The organism is Rhodanobacter glycinis (assembly GCF_006438785.1).
GTDB lineage: Bacteria > Pseudomonadota > Gammaproteobacteria > Xanthomonadales > Rhodanobacteraceae > Rhodanobacter > Rhodanobacter glycinis_A.
On sequence record NZ_RCZB01000001.1, the window covers coordinates 277,776 to 295,443 of the forward strand.

Annotated in this window: 21 protein-coding genes; 19 read left to right on the plus strand and 2 right to left on the minus strand. The window is 58.7% G+C overall.

What is annotated here, in order from left to right; genetic code table 11:
* Positions 1-2 precede the first annotated feature (2 nt).
* The 14 genes from EAH75_RS01440 to EAH75_RS01500 all read left to right on the plus strand — a co-directional run bounded on the left by EAH75_RS01440 (position 3) and on the right by EAH75_RS01500 (position 10,370).
* On the plus strand, positions 3-737 hold the full coding sequence (locus EAH75_RS01440; protein ID WP_140803856.1) for a hypothetical protein: 735 nt from the start codon (positions 3-5) through the stop codon (positions 735-737).
* Positions 738-897: 160 nt separating this feature from the next.
* Positions 898-1,983, plus strand: coding sequence for a P22 phage major capsid protein family protein (locus tag EAH75_RS01445; RefSeq protein ID WP_206666202.1), 1,086 nt, complete (start codon positions 898-900; stop codon positions 1,981-1,983).
* 49 nt (positions 1,984-2,032) lie between these two features.
* Positions 2,033-2,200, plus strand: coding sequence for a hypothetical protein (locus EAH75_RS19575; RefSeq protein ID WP_161596259.1), 168 nt, complete (start codon positions 2,033-2,035; stop codon positions 2,198-2,200).
* 116 nt (positions 2,201-2,316) lie between these two features.
* Complete coding sequence (locus tag EAH75_RS01450) at positions 2,317-2,565, plus strand: hypothetical protein (RefSeq protein ID WP_140803858.1); 249 nt, start codon at positions 2,317-2,319, stop codon at positions 2,563-2,565.
* 12 nt (positions 2,566-2,577) lie between these two features.
* The gene (locus EAH75_RS01455; protein ID WP_140803860.1) at positions 2,578-2,925 is read left to right on the plus strand and encodes a hypothetical protein; all 348 of its coding nucleotides are present in this window, start codon (positions 2,578-2,580) and stop codon (positions 2,923-2,925) included.
* A 326-nt stretch (positions 2,926-3,251) separates the two neighbouring features.
* A complete protein-coding gene (locus EAH75_RS01460; protein WP_140803862.1) occupies positions 3,252-3,554 on the plus strand; it encodes a hypothetical protein in 303 nt (100 codons plus the stop codon).
* Positions 3,555-3,716: 162 nt separating this feature from the next.
* Complete coding sequence (locus tag EAH75_RS01465) at positions 3,717-4,379, plus strand: hypothetical protein (protein ID WP_161596260.1); 663 nt, start codon at positions 3,717-3,719, stop codon at positions 4,377-4,379.
* Between the two features lie 556 nt (positions 4,380-4,935).
* A complete protein-coding gene (locus EAH75_RS01470) occupies positions 4,936-5,535 on the plus strand; it encodes an aspartyl/asparaginyl beta-hydroxylase domain-containing protein (RefSeq protein WP_140803866.1) in 600 nt (199 codons plus the stop codon).
* A gap of 76 nt (positions 5,536-5,611) precedes the next feature.
* A complete protein-coding gene (locus EAH75_RS01475) occupies positions 5,612-6,067 on the plus strand; it encodes a GNAT family N-acetyltransferase (RefSeq protein WP_161596261.1) in 456 nt (151 codons plus the stop codon).
* A 356-nt stretch (positions 6,068-6,423) separates the two neighbouring features.
* Entirely contained in the window at positions 6,424-6,606 is a 183-nt protein-coding gene (locus tag EAH75_RS01480) for a hypothetical protein (protein ID WP_140803870.1), read from the plus strand.
* Positions 6,607-6,808: 202 nt separating this feature from the next.
* Complete coding sequence (locus EAH75_RS01485; RefSeq protein WP_140803872.1) at positions 6,809-8,320, plus strand: hypothetical protein; 1,512 nt, start codon at positions 6,809-6,811, stop codon at positions 8,318-8,320.
* Positions 8,321-8,447: 127 nt separating this feature from the next.
* Positions 8,448-8,963, plus strand: a complete 516-nt coding sequence (locus EAH75_RS01490) for a hypothetical protein (RefSeq protein ID WP_140803874.1) — start codon at positions 8,448-8,450, stop codon at positions 8,961-8,963.
* A 225-nt stretch (positions 8,964-9,188) separates the two neighbouring features.
* A complete protein-coding gene (locus EAH75_RS01495) occupies positions 9,189-9,956 on the plus strand; it encodes a hypothetical protein (RefSeq protein WP_140803876.1) in 768 nt (255 codons plus the stop codon).
* A gap of 15 nt (positions 9,957-9,971) precedes the next feature.
* On the plus strand, positions 9,972-10,370 hold the full coding sequence (locus tag EAH75_RS01500; RefSeq protein ID WP_140803878.1) for a hypothetical protein: 399 nt from the start codon (positions 9,972-9,974) through the stop codon (positions 10,368-10,370).
* Positions 10,371-10,483: 113 nt separating this feature from the next.
* On the opposite strand, the gene EAH75_RS01505 is transcribed toward EAH75_RS01500, so the two are convergent.
* Positions 10,484-10,720, minus strand: a complete 237-nt coding sequence (locus EAH75_RS01505) for a hypothetical protein (protein WP_140803880.1) — start codon at positions 10,718-10,720, stop codon at positions 10,484-10,486.
* A gap of 601 nt (positions 10,721-11,321) precedes the next feature.
* Between EAH75_RS01505 and EAH75_RS20110 the strand changes: the two genes are divergently transcribed.
* Both EAH75_RS20110 and EAH75_RS01510 read left to right on the plus strand, forming a co-directional pair.
* Positions 11,322-11,678, plus strand: coding sequence for a hypothetical protein (locus EAH75_RS20110; RefSeq protein ID WP_428993498.1), 357 nt, complete (start codon positions 11,322-11,324; stop codon positions 11,676-11,678).
* Between the two features lie 404 nt (positions 11,679-12,082).
* Positions 12,083-13,660 carry a right-handed parallel beta-helix repeat-containing protein gene (locus tag EAH75_RS01510; protein WP_140803882.1) on the plus strand — a complete coding sequence of 526 codons (1,578 nt, stop codon included), beginning with the start codon at positions 12,083-12,085 and terminating at the stop codon, positions 13,658-13,660.
* Here EAH75_RS01510 and EAH75_RS01515 read toward each other — a convergent pair.
* Positions 13,653-14,612: an acyltransferase family protein gene (locus EAH75_RS01515; RefSeq protein ID WP_140803884.1), complete on the minus strand. Its 960-nt coding sequence runs from the start codon at positions 14,610-14,612 to the stop codon at positions 13,653-13,655. The two genes, EAH75_RS01510 and EAH75_RS01515, sit on opposite strands and share 8 nt — an antisense overlap.
* 352 nt (positions 14,613-14,964) lie before the next feature.
* Here EAH75_RS01515 and amaB point away from each other — a divergent pair, with 352 nt between their 5' ends.
* The 3 genes from amaB to EAH75_RS01530 all read left to right on the plus strand — a co-directional run bounded on the left by amaB (position 14,965) and on the right by EAH75_RS01530 (position 17,659).
* Positions 14,965-16,500, plus strand: coding sequence for an L-piperidine-6-carboxylate dehydrogenase (amaB, locus tag EAH75_RS01520; protein WP_140652778.1), 1,536 nt, complete (start codon positions 14,965-14,967; stop codon positions 16,498-16,500).
* 92 nt (positions 16,501-16,592) lie between these two features.
* Positions 16,593-16,895: a DUF4190 domain-containing protein gene (locus tag EAH75_RS01525; protein WP_140652780.1), complete on the plus strand. Its 303-nt coding sequence runs from the start codon at positions 16,593-16,595 to the stop codon at positions 16,893-16,895.
* Positions 16,895-17,659 (plus strand): SDR family NAD(P)-dependent oxidoreductase, encoded by a 765-nt coding sequence (locus EAH75_RS01530; RefSeq protein WP_140652782.1) that lies wholly within the window; start codon positions 16,895-16,897, stop codon positions 17,657-17,659. The genes EAH75_RS01525 and EAH75_RS01530 overlap by 1 nt, the downstream gene beginning before the upstream one ends.
* Positions 17,660-17,668: the final 9 nt, after the last annotated feature.

Below are 17,668 nucleotides of genomic sequence, written 5' to 3' on the forward strand. Positions count from 1 at the left end.
TGATGACTGATGAAGTAAACGGTACGCAGACCGAAGAAGCTGCGGTTATTCCCGCCACTGATAACGCTGCCGACACGGGATCGGAGCAAGTAACCGACGTTGCCAAGGCCGAGGAAACTCCGACCGAAGCAGAGGGTGAACACGCCAAACGCGCCCCATGGTTTCAAAAGCGCATTGACGAACTCACCCGCGAGAAGTGGGAGGCCCGTAGGGAGGCACAGGCAGCGACTGCCTTAGCTGATGCCCTGCGAAACCGCAAGCCGGAAGATGGCAGTCAGCCAGCGGAAACGCCGACCGACATTGATGCCCTCGTGAACCGGCGTGCGGCAGAAATGCGTGAGGTCGAGGCATTTAACGAGGCGTGCAACACCACTTACCAGAAGGGCAAGGAAGTGCTGCCGGACTTTGACGAGGCTGTGAAGGGTTACCAGTTGCTGGGTGGCTTGGATGGGCGTCGCGAATTCCTGGAAGCGGTCAACTCCCTCCCCAATGGTTCGCAAATCTTCTACCACCTCGGAAAGAATCTCGATGAAGGCGCGCATGTGCTGGCCCTTTCTCCCGTCAAGATGGCTTTGGAACTGACGAAACTCAGCCAGAAGCTGTCGAAAGCCCCTCCTGTATCCAATGCCCCTGCGCCGATCAAGCCGCTTGGCGGCACGGCAGTTCATTCCGACGACCCCGAAAAAATGTCCATGAAGGAATGGGTTGCGTGGCGTGAAAAGCAGTTGGCGAAGTAACCATCATCCCTCATCTCGGAGTTAATGCACCATGAGCAATACCCTTCTCACCCTCAACCAGATCACGCGTGAGGCCGTTCGTCTGTTCAAGAACAGCAACGCCTTCATCGGGTCGATCAACCGCCAGTACGACGACTAGTTCGCCCGCGATGGCGCCAAGATCGGCAGCTCCCTGCGCATCCGCCTTCCGAATGACTTCACCGTCACCACCGGCACCGTTACCGCCTCTCCGCAGAACACCGTCGAGCCGAACACCACGCTGACCCTGACCAATCAGGATCACGTTGACGTGCAGTACAGCTCGCAGGATCTGACCCTGTCGTTGCAGGACTATTCGGAGCGCATCCTCGCCCCGATGGTGAACAACCTCGCCGGTTCCGTGGCGCAGAACGTCATGACGGGCGCGGAATCCATCTGCAACTATGTGTCGAACACCTCGGCCGGCGCTGTGGTCACCCCGACCGCCAATGAGTGGTTGCTGGCGGGCGCTAACCTTGACCTTAACTCCGCCCCCCGTGGTGGCCGCAAGGCGATCCTGGACCCGTACACGCAGGCACGTACCGTGTCCAGCCTGTCCGGACTGTTCAATCCGACCGGCACCGTCTCGCGTCAGTTCACTTCTGGTGAAATGATGGGTCCGGCGCTGGGCATTGAGTCGTGGATGAGCGATCAGACCGTGCTGAAGCATGCCACGGGTGCCTACAGCACGCTGGGCACTGTGTCGGGCGCGTCGCAGACCGGTTCGGCTATCACCACCTCGGCGCTGGCTGGTCCGCTGAAGAAGGGTGACATCATCACCTTTGCCGGCGTGAACCAGTTGAACCGCGTCACCAAGACATCGGTGGGCACGCTGCGACAGTTCGTGGTGACCGCCGATGTGGCGACCTCGGCCACGTCGATCCCGATCTACCCGGCGTTGATTCCGGGTGCGAGCGGCACGGTGCAGTATGCGACCGTGGACGTATCGCCGGCATCGGGTGCGGCTATCTTGGTGGTGTCTCAGGCCAGCGAGAGCTATCGCAAGAACTTCGTGCTGCGTCCGGAGGCCGTCACGCTGGCGACCGCCGACCTGATCATGCCCAAGGGCGTGCATGATGCCGCTCGCGAGTCTTACGACGGCGTGTCGATGCGCATGGTGAGCCAGTACAACGTGTCCACCGACCAGTTCATCACGCGTCTTGACGTGCTGTATGGCTGGCAGTGGGTGCGTCCGGAGTGGGCTTGCATCGTGGCTGACAAAATCTAACCTCAACCCTTTGGCGCCCCTTCGGGGGCGTCATTTTCAGGGCTTCACCATGAACCGATACGACCACATCAAGTTCCCTGATTACGTCTATCAGGAATATCCCAAGTGGGTTGGTGACGTGATCGTGCAGGATGCAGACGAAGAGGCGGCACTGCTGGAGTCTGCCGGCGAACCTGCCGAGCGCGTCAAACGCCCGTACAACCGTAAGGACAAGTAATGGCTAACGTCTTGCCGACTGCTGGCAGCATTATCAATCTCGCCTTGAAGATGTCAGGCGTGCTGGGCATCGGCTAGACGGCCTAGGCGGAAGATTCCAACGACGCCCTAACTGTCATGAACATGATGCTGGCGCAATGGCAGCGCAAACGCTGGCTGGTCTACTCGCTGGACGACGTGTTCTTTACGCCCACTGGCGCGCTGTCCTACACCGTGGGAGCTAGCGGCGATGTAAATATCCCTCGCCCCGACAAGATAGAGGCGGCTTTCGTTCGCCTTACCAATGGCCCGTTGCCGGTGGACTATCCATTGGCCCTGGTCGAGGCCCGCGAGGATTACAACCGCTTCGCGCTCAAGGGTATGTAGACCTTTCCGCAAGTGGCGTTCTACGACGCTGCTTTCCCGCTGGGAAACCTTTACATCTGGCCGGCACCCTCGGCCACGAACTATCAGGTGCATATCACGGTCAAGACGCAGCTCACCGCGTTCACCAATCTCACCAGCACGATGAACCTACCCCCGGAGTATCAGGAGGCATTGCTATACAACCTCGCCGCACGGCTGCGCCCGATGTATGGACTGCAGCCCGAACCGACCATTACAACGATGGCGATGACATCGCTGAACGTCATCCGCAACGCCAATGCGCAGATCCCGCGCCTGACCATCTCGCCAAGCCTGACGCGAGACAGCCTGTATAACGTGTACTCGGATCAGAGTTACTAATGCAGCTCGCCCTGCTATCCGGCGCCTATGAGGCCCGCTCAATCATCGCCTCAGCGCAACGCTGCGTGAATCTGTACCCGTAGGTTAACCAGATGGAATCGTTTCAAGGCATGCCCTAGATGGCGGGTGCGCCAACGCTCATCACGCACTATCCCACGCCGGGCCTGACCTTGTTGGCGACCGCTGCGACGAATGTATGGCGCTGCCTCTATCCTGCTAGTAATGGCTAGCTCTATGGCGTTTGCGGCTAGAACGTATACGCAATTGGCTCGTCATGGTCATTGACCCTGCTTGGAACGATCACGCCAGCCACCACGCTATGTTCCATGGCTGACAATGGCATGACACTGGTGTTGGTTGACGGGACAGTGAACGGCTACACGATCAACCTAACCACGAATGCTTTCGCTACGCTGGTTGACCCCACGGGAGCCTTTGTCGGATCTGACCGCGTTCGGTATCTAGACACCTTTTTCCTGTTCAACAAGCCCGGTACGCAGACGTTTTACACCTCGCTCAGCAATAGCGTGACGTTCGATCCACTCTATCTGGCTAACAAGACAGGTTATGCCGACAAGCTTATGGCTATCGAGGTCATGCACCGGGAAATCTGGCTGATCGGCGACTAGACGACGGAGGTATGGTTCAACGCGGGTTCGGCGGCGTTCCCGTTTCAGGAAGTGCCTGGCGCCTTCATTCAACACGGTTGCATTGCAAAAAACTCTGTTGCTTCGCAGGATTTGGCCGTTTTCTGGATCAGCAAAGACCCACAGGGTACGTCCATCGTGCTTATGGGCAGCAACTACAACGTGACCCGTATTTCAACGCATGCTATCGAGCATGAGTTTTCCACCTATGCGGCGCTGTCGGATGCCATCGGCTACGTGTATCAGGAAGAGGGGCACATGTTCTATGTGCTTAACTTCCCGACTGCCGATAGGACGTGGGTCTATGACATTTCTAGCCAGCTGTGGCATGAGCGCGTATGGCTGGACAGCAATGGTATAGAGCATCGCCATCGCTCTAACGTCTTCGCCTACGCCTACGGCTCCTACGTCGTCGGCGATTGGAGCAATGGCAACCTGTACGCGTTGGATCAGAACAATTACACCGATAACGGAACGCCGATCAAGCGAGTTCGATCGTTCCCGCATGTCGTGAATGAGCTGAAGCGCATCATCTACCGAAAGTTCATTGCCGATATGCAGACGGGCGCGCAGACCGATCCCAATGCCGATCCGCCCATCCTTTCTCTGCGGTGGAGCGATGATCGCGGTGCGAGCTGGGGCAATGCCATCACGCAGCCCCTGGGTGCCGTAGGCCAGTTCCTGCAGAGCATCCAGTTCCGCCGCCTCGGCATGTCACGTGACCGCATTTTCGAACTGTCGTGGTCATCGCCGGTTATGACGGCCCTCAATGGCGCCTATGCGGATGTGGAGGCTTCGGCGTCATGAGCCAGCCCTTTCCGCAGCTCAATTCACCGATGGTGGACAAGTCTGGCAACATTATGCCGGTCTGGCGCGCCCTCATTAGCTCGCTATGGGCCAATTAGGGTGGCGCGTCAGGCTCGATCAGCGCCCCCGCAGCAGGAAATGCCAATCAGGCGTTTAACGTCGCAGCGGGCACAGACAGTTCCAACGCCGTCAATCTGTCGCAGGCTGATGGACGCTATGCCGCGCTCGCGGGAAATCAAACGCAGTCGTTCTTGGTGGGCAACGCCACGGCAGGCTCGAATCAGGCCATGCGACGCTCGCAGTGCGAAGGTCTGTTTGTGGCCTTTTCAGGATCTCCTGCCGCAGCATCCTCCATCACGGTAACCGCATCACCCTTTGCCTATACCGCAATTGCTGGCGGCGTCGTCACTATCTCGGGAGGCACCGTTTCCGCCGTCTCATTGGCTCGCGGAGCAACCTCGGCAACCCTGGGTGTAACGTCAAGCGTTTCAGTCCGTAACGGCGACATTGTGACGGTCACTTATTCAGTAGCTCCCACCATGAGCCTTTTCCCCGCATGAAAAACTTTCTTCGACTTGCCCAAGGTCTTGACGTGATGCCGCTGCTGGCGGCCGTGACGCGCAATGCCGACTGGTGGCATGAGGACACCTATCTGCGGTCCTATCCACAAGGCCCATTTGGTGAGATTGACAGCATCATTCTTCGCTTTCCGCCGCGCACCGTGGCCGAAACGCAAGATCAGGCCGAGGAATTGCTGCGACGGCCCGGTTACGATCAGCACGAATGCATCGATCAGCCCATCTATGGCCGCATTCCGCAGGCGCGTCAGTTGGTGATGAACCTGATGAGCTATGTCGGGGCAACTCGCCTAGGCCGCGTCATGCTCAATCGCATTCAACCGGGAGGGCGAATCTTCCAGCACGCCGATACGCCGGCCCATGCGAACTACTGGGATCGCCACCATATTGTTTTGCAGAGTGCTCCGGGCGTCGTCTTTGAGGCCGGCGACGAGCAGGTTTACATGGCGCCGGGCGAATGCTGGTGGTTCGACAACGGTAAAGACCGCACCGATGGCAGCGAAGTACCGAAGCACCAAGTCATCAACAACAGCGCCGTCGAGCGCATTCACATGATTGTCGATCTGAGGACACGCTAATGCTGATTTACGAAATGGATGAAGGCGAAGACTTCTTTGAATACCTGATGCGCAGCATTCTGGAAGGAAACGCCGAGTGATTACCTTTGCCGTCGAGCCGTGGAGCAGCTTTCGCCATGATGCTGGGCGTTTGTGGGTCAAGCATTGGGAAGAGGTTGCGGTACATCAGGACGTGATCAGCCTTAACGTCGATTACGACCAGTACGATCGACAGGATGCCTACGGGGCGCTATATATCATCGTAGCGCGACACAAGGGCGAGATTGTCGGGTATTGGGCGGGTCTTATCCGCGCGCACCTGCACTACGCGGACAGCTTGACGGCCTATACCGATGTGTACTTCGTAGAGAAGGAGTACCGTAAGCGAGGCGTCGGGCAAGACCTGTTCGCCTTCGTTGAAAAGATGCTCAAGGCGCGAGGCGTGCAGCGCATTTTCACCGCAACCAAATTGCACTTAAACCACTCCGCGCTATTCAAGGCTGCAGGATACAATGAAACCGAAATTGTGTTCACAAAGCTGTTGGGGGATTAACCATGGTTGTTGCAATTGCGGCTGGCGTTGGCATTGTTGGGGCTGTGGCGGGTGCTGAGATATCATCCAGTGGCGCCCAGGATGCGGCGCAGACATAGGCAGACGCGGCGAACAATTCTGCCGGCATGTCCATGCAGAAGTATGCGCAGACGCGCAATGACCTGATGCCTTATCAGAAGGCAGGGTAGGCTTATAACACTGCGCTCTAGCAACGCATGCCTGAATTGACTGCCAACTTTGATCCAACCATGGCGCAGCTTGAATCCACGCCGGGTTATCAGTTCATCAAGCAGCAGGGGCTTGAGGCGGCATAGAACGGATTTGCTTCCAAAGGCCTTGGAAGCTCTGGCGCCGCCATGAAAGGCGCCGCCGATTATGCCACCGGGCTTGCCAGCAATACCTTGACGCAGCAGCAGCAGATTTTCTCCGCGAACCAGCAGAACGCCTATAACAAGCTCATGGGCGGCGCATCACTGGGTGAGAATGCGGCGGCTCAGTCGGGCACGCTAGGAACCAGCTTTGTCAATCAGGCCACATAGGCTCAGATGGGGGCGGCTAACGCATCCGCTGCCGGCACCATTGGCGCGGCGAACGCTTGGTCTAATGCCTTGACGAATTCGACCAACCAAGCATCGCAATATCTGATGTATAACAAGTTCGCGGGAGTTTGACATGGGTATTGATGCAAGCATCCCGCTTCGTGCTGGGCAGGGGGCCGCATAGCCTTCCAACCTGCTGACGATGGCACAGAATGCCACCGACTTAGCGAATGCCCAGCAGAACCTATTGACGCTTCGTTCGCAGGGTGCGGCGGGTAAGGATTTCCAGGGCGCTATCGGTCCTGACGGCAAGCTCAATACGGCGCTGCTCAACCAGAGTCTAGCCAATGACCCCGTGGCGGCTCGATCTGCCATTGCCGCATCGCAGGCCGGTCAGAGTAATGCGGCAACTAGTATTAGCAATGCTGGTCAGCAACAACAGCAGGCATTCCAGCGCTTTACCGCTGTAGGTAACTCGCTTGGATCACTTTTGCAATCCGGAAAGCCAATCGGTCAGAAAGACGTGCAGAACGTGGTGGCTGATTTGGTGGCTAATCCGGCGCACCCAATGGATGCGAAAGAGGGTGCTGATCTGATCGGGCAAGCATCCATGATGAATGCGGATCAGCTTCATCAGGCCATTGCGGCGCGTTATGCCTTTGCCCAGCAATCTGCCGCTTCACTCGCCCCAGCAGTCGGCATGGTCAACAATGGCGCGGCCAATGTGCCGATCAACACCAACGCAGCAGCGGGTTCGATTGGCCCCATTGCGGGCGCAACCCCCGTGCCGAATCAGCTTGGGCCGTCGCAGCTGGCTACGCAGGTTCCCATCATCAACGCACAAGGTCAGCCGACCGTGCAGAATCTTGGCAATGTGCTGCATATGCAGAACGGCGGCGGCGCAGTGCCAAGCGTCGATGAACTGACCGCGCAAGCAACGCAGATGGCGAATCAGGGCGGACCCGGAGCAAACGCTCCCGCCGCACAAGCATGGTTGCAGCAGCAGCTTGCGGCACAGGGGCGCAACCCACAGCCCGTTCTAGCCCCTGGCGCCTCTTCTGGCGGCGTCCCTACCGGCCTAGCTCCCGGTGTCGCCGAGGCTGCTACGGCGGCAGGACGTCAGGCGGGCGAGGGTGGCGCGGCGCTTACTAACGATATGGCTGCATTGCCGCAGACTCGGGCAGCATTGCAGCAGGTTGCCTCGGAGATTTCCGGCGCGAATCCGGGTCCGCTGAATGATCAGCTGACGAAGCTTGGCGGCATCCTGACGCAGCTGGGCGTATCCAACGAACAGGCCACGTCCTCGCAGCTCATGCACAAGGCGTCGATGCTCGCCACGCTCAGCACGGTATCGAGCAATCTCGGCGTGCCTACGGATGGCAAAATGAGTGCTGTCATGGCGGCGACACCGAATGCCACGATGACACCGGAAGCGGCGCGTGCTGCTACGGGCATGTTGCAGGGCTTGGTGGACTACAAACAGGCCAAGGGCGAAGCATGGCAGCAGTATCAGGCTTCTAATGGCCCGCAGTCGTTCGGCCAGTTCCAGACGCAGTGGAACAATAAAGTGCCCAATGCTGCCGCGTTCCAGTTCAACCATCTGCCCGCAGCGGAGCAATCGAAGTATTGGAGTTCGCTGGACAAGGGTTCGAAGCAGCAACTCTTAGATAGCATGCAGGCAGTGGGCATCCAGCCCGTGAAGAACGGCAAGTAATCAGGGGAACGCATTGGACAATACCGCCGCACCCCCGTCCATTGACGACATGGATGCACAATTCGGAAGCCACGCCTCGACATAGACGCTGATCCCAACATAGACGGAAGCGCCGAAAGCCCTGACCGTGGACGATATGGACGCGCATTTCTCGCCGTCTGTTGTTGCTTCGCCCGCGCCATTGCTGCATGGCGTCTACAACGGTGCGATGCGGACGGTTGATAAGCCCGCAGAGCTGCTTGGCGATCTGGCGGCAAAGGCGGGTGTCTCGGCGAAGATCCGCAACGCCCTGACGGCGGCGGGTGTATCGCCAGATACGGCGAACAAGCTTGCCCCCGCATTGGGTCAGTCGAAGGTCAACGATGCGTCCAATGCTGCGCAATACGATGCGGCCTATGGGAAAAGCACGTCAGCCGGCTTGGGTAATGTCATCGGGCAAACCGCTGTCATCGCGCCGCTCATTTCGACGGGTGGCGCACTGGCTGGCGCGGGAGCTACAGGCTTAGCTGCTGGCGTGGCCGACTCCGCGCCCATAGCCTCCAAGATCATTCAAGGTGGCGCCAATCTGCTAAGCGGTACGGCGGGTGCTGGCATGGAGGGCATTGCGGGTGGCGCAACGCGACTCGCCTCCAAGGTGGCGTAGGGCGCTCAGATCGGCGGACAAGCAGCAGCCTATACAGGGCAACCCGTGGGCACCGGAATGGAATACGGCGCGGCGATTGGTCCTGCTGGTGCATTGGCTGGCAAGGTCTTGGGAGCAGCTGCCACGGTCGGAAAGAACATGCTATCTCCGATCACCGACATGTCTGAAGCGGCTACATAGCGCGCTGCCGTCAACAAGCTAGTTCAGGCGTTTAAGGCTGATGGCATGACCCCCGCCCAAGCCATGGCGAAAGCGACGGCGTTGGGCGAGCAGGGCATGCTTGCCGATGCAGGCGGGGCGAATGTGCGCAATGCCGCCGAGACGGTTGCCAATTCACCGGGTGCCGGATCGGATATAGCGCAGCAAGCCCTAGAGTCTCGCGCTGGCTCGCAGGCTGGCCGCGTGAATCAGGCTGTGAAGGATGCCACAGGTGTCACGGGTAACATTCATGCCGAGGCCGATCAGCTCATGGCGCAGCGCGCACAGGATGCCGCTCCGCTGTATGACAAAGCGCTGTCGAATCCCGTCATTCCGAATGACAAGCTATCCGTGCAGCTGCAGAATCCGTTGATCCAAGCCGCTATGAAAGATGGCGCCAAGATTGCGGAAACGAATGCGGCTGCGAATGGTGAGGCGTTCGATCCCAAGGCATATTTCAACCCGGATGGTTCCACGCCGACTGCACCGACCATGAAAGCCCTGGATGCAGCAAAACAGGGCTTGGATGACATGCTGGAAAAGTACCGCGATCCGACGACTGGCAAGTTGAATCTCGACAGTCAGGGCCGTGCCATCAACAACCTGCGCGCATCCTACGTCAACAATCTTGACAGCTTGAATCCTGACTATGCGGCTGCTCGTGAAGCCTATGCCGGCCCGTCGCAATCGCTCGATGCGATGAACATGGGTAAGCGCGCCCTATCCAATGACCCCGAGGTGAATGCCAAGATCGTTGGCAATCTTTCCGATGGAGACAAGCAGTTTTACTTGTAGGGCGTCACGCGCGCGTTGCAGGACAAGATTTCAGGTGCGCAGGACGGCGCCGACGTAACTCGCCGCATCTTCGGCAATGACCTTATTCGCAACAAGATTGCCGCTGCTTTCGATGATCCGGCAGCGTTCGCCAAGTTCCAGCAGCAGATGGAAGCGGAATCGACCTTTGCGCAGACGCGCAATCAGGTCTTGAAGGGATCGCAGACAGCACGGCGACTGGCGGGACAGGCCGATGCCGCACAACCACTTGCGGACGCTGGCAGGCAGCTATTATCGGGCAATGTGGGGTCAGCAATTACGTCAGGCGTCAAGGGTGTAGCCAACTACCTGATGCAGCCCAGTCAAGCGCAGTCTACGGCGCTGGGTAATCTCTTGTTCAAGCCGGGGCAGGCTGGCACTGAACAGCTGCAATAGGCGCTAGACAAGATGAAGCCCGGAGTTGCTAGGCAGCTGCTAAATCAGCTCATTCAGGGCGGCAAGGGTGCGGCGCTTCCTGCCGCAACGCTGGGGACATAGCAGATCTACAATCACTGATTCCGCTGGCTCTTGAAATAGCGATCATTGGCGCGTCGTGTCGGCCCATTGGTGCAGGCGTCAATGAACCACAGGAAGGCAAAAAAGCCGCCGATCAGCCGTAACAGGGGCCACCAGTTGTCGGCCCAGAATCCCGGCATGTCCATGCTGCTTTTCTCAACCAGCAAGATCAGCACGCCAAATACGATGCTGACATTGAAATGCCACGGCAACACATAACCCTTTTCCATTCGCGGGAACCCCAATGAGCCAGCTAATCCAGAACGCCAAATAGCAGTATACGGATGCTAACGGCAACCCTCTCGTGGGCGGAAGTGTAGCATATTACCTGCCGGGTACGCTGACAGCAGCCAATACGTGGCAGGATCAGGCACAGAACACGCTAAACCCCAATCCCATCACGCTTGATGCCAATGGGGAATGCATCGCGTGGGGCGCTAACTCGACCTCCTATCGCCAGATCGTCAAGGATTCGCTAGGCAACGTGATATGGGATTAGGTGACGGGCATTGTGGGGTTCAGCAATCCTATGTCGGTGGCCGGGGATCTCATTGTGGGCGGTACGGCTGGCGCACCCGCTCGGCTTGGCATTGGTGCCAATCGGCAAGTCCCCATTTCCAATGGCACCGCTCTTGCTTATGGCGCGCTTACTGCGGCTGATGTGGGCGCAGATCCGGCAGGAACGGCGGCGGCATTGGGTGGAATCGGCGCTTAGGCCACACTGGTACTTTCGGGTTATGCCATCGCGGCCAATGTCGGCGTTATTACGGTTTCTGCATCAGCCCCGACCGGTACGCCGGCTAACGGCCAACTCTGGTTCCAACACGCATGATGAATATCGGCGTGGGCGGTGCATGGCTTCCTATAACTCCATTTATCGGCGTGGGCGGCTCATGGAAATCCATTACAGGGGCATGGATTGGCGTGGGCGGCTCGTGGAAGTCACTTAATGCATCTCCGCTATCGCTGGTGGCGTCGCCTACATCTTTGTCCGCATCTGCAAATAGCAGTCCGCCCCTATTCAGACCGGTAGTCACCACCGGATCAGTGACTATAACGCCATCAGGTGGAACGGGGCCATATACGCATTCTTGGTCTATTGCTTTTGTTCCATCGGGATCGGTTGATAGTTCCGGAACATGCTCCGTAGCATCACCAACTTCGGCCACAACGACATTCTCAGGATAGACATGCGGCGGGGCATATTCACCAGGAACAGATAACTATACCGCCATAGACACAGTAACAGATACGTCTTCAGGGGCGGTCACGACGATTGCCATTCCTATCAAACTATCAAACATCTACGTGGCTTAACTATGGCAATCCAGATCCCCAATGGTCGGCAATAGTTCTTTGACAATAACGGAAACCCGCTTGCAGGGGGTTTTGTCTATACCTATATCCCTAGCACTACCACGTATGTAAATACATATTAGGATTCCGGCCTGTCTATTCTTAATAGCAATCCGATAACCCTTGATGCGGCAGGCCGTTGCTCCATATGGATTGCTGGTGGCACCTATATCCGCCAGATGGTCTATGACGGATTCAATAACCTGATTTGGGACTAGATCGCAGGCGGCGGTGATTTGGCCGACCTTGCCAGTACCGCACCGGGGAAGGGCGCGTCCCTTGTCGGTATTAAACGCACTGATCTGCCTAGTACAGTCGCATCCACTCTTGCGGCGATGGTTAACGCCGATATCATTGTACCCGCGCGGGACTATGGGTTCGACAATACGGGTGCAACGGACAATTCCGCCAAGCTGGCGATCATGCTGGCGGACATTCAGACAAACGTGAATGGCCGAGGCCGTCGTATCCGGCTCGGTGCGGGCACCTACAAATTCAACACGACATGGGCCTTTTCGTCTTACGCGGCGGGCCTAGTCCACAACATCATCCTTGAGGGTGATAGCCCCGCCAGCACCATACTTGATTTCAGCGGCTGTCCCGCAGGTACGGACGGCCTTACGTTCAACCTCGGCACGCACTTCATTGTCAAAAACCTGTCCATTGCCAGCGCGCCGCGCGATGGTCTAGTCATCGGCCTCGGAAACTCAGGGTCAAACTACTGCAACCTGTTCCTCGTAGATAACGTGATCGTGCAGAGTTCGGGACGTGACGGCCTGGTGCTGGTCAATGCGTACCTCGGAACCATCCGCGATTGCCTGTCAAGGAATTCGGGCGGCGTAGGATTCAACTTCAAAGGATTTTCCACCTCGCTGCACGTATCGCGATGCGATGCACAAACCAACACCGGGGCAGGCTGGTCTCTCAACGCCATCATCTACTCGGAGTTTTCCGCGTGCGGTGCGGACAGCAATGGTCAGCAAGGCTGGGCCATGTCCAATATGCAGAGCGTGCAGTTCACCGCTTGCGGCGCCGAGTCAAACCAAAAGGATGCTTTCCAGCTAACCACGAGTGACGCATCTGCCGTGGGCCTCCCCACGCAGGCACAGGATATTCACGGAGTAGTGTTCTCCGGGTGCTATGGCCTGAGCAACAGCGCCGCGTCTGCGGGAACGTACGCGAGCTTCATCACCGCTGCGACCAGTAACAGCCGCCCGATTGACTTCAAAATCCTTGGGGGTAATGCCTACGGCGGCACTGTCTCGGATCGCGCGCTGATTCTGGCGGGGTCATCGGGTCAGGTAACCTGCCACAAGGACATGTTCAACGACGCTGGCTGCACTGCGGCGGACTCAGTGACGGGAACCGTTGAAGTGGCTAACGCGACCGTGTCTGGGCGACGAGCCATAACCTACATGTCGTCCTCACAATCGTTGACCAATAACACCATGACCTTGCAGGTGTGGAATGCAGCATTCAACACCAACGATCTAGGCGCGACCCTGGCGTCAAATGCCATCGTCGTCCCTCGCGGCGTCAACAAAGTACGGGTTTCGGTATCACTTGACTTCGCGGCCAATGCTACGGGCGTTAGGCAGCTATTTGTCATGAAGAACGGCTCCACGCCGTATGGCGTTCCCACCGCACAAATGAATGCCTCTTCAGGTGGCGATACAACGCTGACAGGATCATCCACGGCTATATCCGTTGTTGCTGGCGATACCTTCAGCGTTCAGGCGTACCAGAACAGCGGCGGCGCACTGAATCTCACTGCTGGGGCGGCGACATGGCTTGCGGTTGAGGCTATCAATTAATCACCGCAAGAACACGCCTCGCATAAGGGCGAAGTGGGACGTTCTTTAATCTTAGCGCCGGTTTCTCGATGAGATACCAGCTAGCAACACAGATCATGACAAGCGGCGGGATGAGGTAAGTCGCCATGCCCACATAAGTTGTGGCAAGGTTATGCCTAACGATGAACAGCACCAGCGGGAAGTGGTAGATATAGAGGCCATAGCTTATATCGGGAAACTTGAAAGGGATCGCCCTGAAACCAGCCATCCCTACCCAAACGATAGAGAATGATTGGAATACAAGCGGGTAAATATCGACAATTCCGTGCACGCCCGGAATGTACGCATTGAAACATACGGCAAGGAATAGCACCCATGGGATTACGGGGTGCACTCTAAGCAGCACATCGCGATAGAGATACATCAGGTTTCCGATGAAGAACGCCGGACCCAGAAACAAGATGATCTGCACATGTCCCGGTAGATGACGACCGCCATGCACAACGATCATGGATGCAAGAAGCAGAAGCCAGATGGAGATGCGGTTCCGGTAGGCGCCAGCCATCCACAACAGGGCTAGGCAGAAATAGGCAAGTTCTTCCCACGCCAACGACCACAGCGGAGCATTGGCCGCGCCCTCAAGCGTATAGATGCCACCGGAGAGATAGTTCAGAAGCGAGTTCTTGACGGCGAAGGCATCAAACAGCAAAAAGCACAGCACCATGGATACTGCGAGGGCGGGCAACAGGCGTAGTCCGCGCTTCTTGAGGAAGAATGACCACGATCCGGACTCTTCGTAGCTCTTGAGGACAAGGAACCCGCTGATCGCAAGGAACGCCGGAACAGCCATGATGAAGCCGGCCCATGCGAAGGCATTGTTGATGTAATAGGCGGCATGGACAAAGACCACTTCGGCGGCGAGCAGTAGGCGCATGAGGTCGAAGTTTGGGTAACGACGGTTGATTTCCTGCATCGGAATTTCTCCTTAAATATCCATGAAAATTCTAGCATCGTTGGCTTGATGGGCATGCCTGTCGAATCTACTGTGCCAACTGTGCCATTGACTGTGCAAAACAGGGTCATTTCGTGCACTTTTGCGTCTGCAAACCCCTTGATATAGAGCCATTCTTGCCAGCCTATATCCCTTAGGAGGGGGCCGCTCTATCCAACTGAGCTACGAGGGCAGCAGCGGGATTTTCGCATGGATCCCGCGGCGACGCGATCCGGCCGGCTTCGAACAGGCAGGTTCGGGTGGCCTGCTAGAATGAACGTTTTCCCACCTTCCATCACGGTGCCGGCTGGCGCCGCAAGTCCAGGAGACACCCATGTCCCATGCAATCCTCAGCGCGCTAGGCCTTCACGGTGACCAGTCGGGCACGTATCTCGGCCAGGGCGAGTGGTCGAAGACCACCGACGCCGGCGCGCTGCAGCCAGTGAATCCGGCCACCGGCGACGTACTCGGCACCGTGCATGCGTCCAGCACCGCCGATTACGAAATGATCGTCAAGCGCGCGCAGGCGGCCTTCAAGGTATGGCGCACCACGCCGGCACCGGCGCGTGGCGAAGCGGTGCGCCTGTGCGGCGAAGCGCTGCGCAAGCACAAGGACGCGCTGGGTTCGCTGGTTGCGCTGGAGATGGGCAAGATCAAGCCCGAGGGTGACGGCGAAGTGCAGGAGATGATCGACATCGCCGACTTCGCGGTGGGCCAGAGCCGCATGATGTACGGCGCCACCATGCACTCGGAGCGTCCGGGTCACCGCATGTACGATCAATACCATCCGCTGGGCCTGGTCGGCATCATCAGCGCGTTCAACTTCCCGGTCGCGGTGTGGGCGTGGAATGCCATGTTGGCCACCATCGCCGGCGACATCTGCATCTGGAAACCGTCGCCGAAGACCCCGCTGTCGGCAGTCGCCACCATCCGCATCTGCAACGATGCGCTGAAGGCCGGCGGTTTCCCGGATCTGTTCTTCCTGTTCAACGATGCCGGCACCGATTTGTCGCAGGCGTTCGTCGACGACAAGCGCATCCCGCTGATCAGCTTCACCGGCTCGACCAAGGTCGGCCGCATGGTCGGCGAACGCGTGGCGCAGCGCATGGGTCGTTCGCTGCTGGAGCTGGGTGGCAACAACGCGATCATCCTCGATGAAAGCGCCGACCTGAAGCTGGCGATCCCGGGCATCGTGTTTGGTGCGGTGGGCACCGCCGGCCAGCGCTGCACCACCACGCGCCGACTGTTCGTGCACGAATCGATCTACGGCAATGTGCTGGAGACGCTGGTCAAGGCGTACAAGCAGGTCGAGGGCAAGATCGGCGATCCGAACCTGTCGACCACGCTGATGGGACCGCTCAACAGTTCCGAAGCGGTGCAGGGTTACCTGACCGCGATCGAGAAGGCCAAGGCGGCCGGCGGCACCATCGCCACCGGCGGCGCGGCGCTGACCGATCGCAAGGGCAACTTCGTGCTGCCGACCATCGTCACCGGCATCGCCAATTCGCATGACGTCGTGCAGACCGAGACGTTTGCGCCGATCCTCTACGTGATGCCGTTCAAGACGCTGGACGAAGCGATCGACATGCAGAACGACGTGCCGCAAGGCCTGTCCTCGTCGATCTTCACCAACAATCTGCGTGGTGCCGAGCAGTTCCTGTCGGCGGCCGGTTCCGATTGCGGTATCGCCAACGTCAACATCGGTACCTCGGGTGCGGAGATCGGCGGTGCGTTCGGCGGCGAGAAGGAAACCGGCGGCGGGCGCGAGTCCGGCTCCGATGCGTGGAAGGTGTACATGCGTCGCCAGACCAACACGATCAATTACTCCGATGCGCTACCGCTGGCGCAGGGCATCAAGTTCACGGTGTAATCGCTGAAGCCGGCCAAGGGCGGTTTGCCGCCCGTGACCGGTGACGATGCACGACGGCGCTGTTCCATCTCTTTACCCGAGTGAGCGACCCGATGAGCTATCAACCTTCCTATCGACCGGGCACCAGTACCAGTTCGTTGGCGGTGGTGAGCCTGGTTTTCGGCATCCTGGCCTGGTGCGTGCTGCCGTTCGTGGGCGCGATCGTGGCGATCATCTGCGGCCATCTGGCGCGCAGTGAAATCCGCCGCAGCCCGGTCGATACCCGCACCGAGGGCGACGGGATGGCCGTGACCGGGCTGGTTCTCGGCTACGTGCAGCTGGTGTTTTGCGTGCTGGCGCTGTTCCTGGTCATCGCTGCATTGATTTTCGGTTTCGCCTTCTCGAACTGGCATTGATGCCCCGCGTGCCTTTTGACTTCACCGGATATCGCGTCGTCGTCGCAGGCGGCAGCCGCGGCATCGGCCGCAGCATCGCGCTGGGCTTCGCCGAGGCTGGCGCGGACGTGTCGATCTGCGCACGCGGCGCTGCAGCGCTGGAGGAAACTCGCCAGGCACTGGCCGCTCACGGCGCGATGGCGCATGCGCAGAGTTGCGATCTGGCCGACGCCAACGCCATCGAAGCCTATATTGCGAATGCCGCCGCCACGCTCGGCGGCATCGACGTGCTGGTCAACAACGCCAGCGGCTACGGTTTCGACGAGAGCGACGAGGGCTGGATCGCCGGCTTCAACGTGGATCTGATGGCGGCCGTGCGCGCGTCGCGGGCGGCCCTGCCATATCTCAAGGCGTCGCCGCAGTCGTGCATCCTGCACACCAGCTCGATTGCCGCATTCCGCCCGCGTGCCAGCGGTGCGCCGTATGCAGCGGTGAAGGCGGCGCTGAGTCAGTACGCTACCTCGCAGGCGCTGGCGCTGGCCGAACACCGCATCCGCGTCAACGCGATCGCACCGGGTTCGATCGCGTTTGCCGACGGCCTGTGGGAACGCCGCAAGCTCGAACAGCCGGAGCTTTACGAGGCGACGCTGGCGAAGATCCCGTTCGGCCGTTTCGGCAAGCCGGAAGAAATCGCGCACGCCGCGCTGTTTCTCGCCTCGCCGTTCGCGGGCTGGATCACCGGACAAACCCTGGTGGTCGATGGCGGCCAGATGCTCAATGGTTGACGCGTTCCG

Excerpts from the sequence above, each read along its gene's own strand:
- EAH75_RS01440 (WP_140803856.1), top strand. The coding sequence starts at position 3 with ATGACTGATGAAGTAAACGGTACGCAGACCGAAGAAGCTGCGGTTATT.
- EAH75_RS19575 (WP_161596259.1), top strand. The coding sequence starts at position 2,033 with ATGAACCGATACGACCACATCAAGTTCCCTGATTACGTCTATCAGGAA.
- EAH75_RS01450 (WP_140803858.1), top strand. The coding sequence starts at position 2,317 with ATGAACATGATGCTGGCGCAATGGCAGCGCAAACGCTGGCTGGTCTAC.
- EAH75_RS01460 (WP_140803862.1), top strand. The coding sequence starts at position 3,252 with ATGGCTGACAATGGCATGACACTGGTGTTGGTTGACGGGACAGTGAAC.
- EAH75_RS01465 (WP_161596260.1), top strand. The coding sequence starts at position 3,717 with ATGGGCAGCAACTACAACGTGACCCGTATTTCAACGCATGCTATCGAG.
- EAH75_RS01470 (WP_140803866.1), top strand. The coding sequence starts at position 4,936 with ATGAAAAACTTTCTTCGACTTGCCCAAGGTCTTGACGTGATGCCGCTG.
- EAH75_RS01480 (WP_140803870.1), top strand. The coding sequence starts at position 6,424 with ATGAAAGGCGCCGCCGATTATGCCACCGGGCTTGCCAGCAATACCTTG.
- EAH75_RS01485 (WP_140803872.1), top strand. The coding sequence starts at position 6,809 with ATGGCACAGAATGCCACCGACTTAGCGAATGCCCAGCAGAACCTATTG.
- EAH75_RS01495 (WP_140803876.1), top strand. The coding sequence starts at position 9,189 with ATGACCCCCGCCCAAGCCATGGCGAAAGCGACGGCGTTGGGCGAGCAG.
- EAH75_RS01505 (WP_140803880.1), bottom strand. The coding sequence starts at position 10,720 with ATGGAAAAGGGTTATGTGTTGCCGTGGCATTTCAATGTCAGCATCGTA.
- EAH75_RS20110 (WP_428993498.1), top strand. The coding sequence starts at position 11,322 with ATGAATATCGGCGTGGGCGGTGCATGGCTTCCTATAACTCCATTTATC.
- EAH75_RS01515 (WP_140803884.1), bottom strand. The coding sequence starts at position 14,612 with ATGCAGGAAATCAACCGTCGTTACCCAAACTTCGACCTCATGCGCCTA.
- amaB (WP_140652778.1), top strand. The coding sequence starts at position 14,965 with ATGTCCCATGCAATCCTCAGCGCGCTAGGCCTTCACGGTGACCAGTCG.
- EAH75_RS01525 (WP_140652780.1), top strand. The coding sequence starts at position 16,593 with ATGAGCTATCAACCTTCCTATCGACCGGGCACCAGTACCAGTTCGTTG.
- EAH75_RS01530 (WP_140652782.1), top strand. The coding sequence starts at position 16,895 with ATGCCCCGCGTGCCTTTTGACTTCACCGGATATCGCGTCGTCGTCGCA.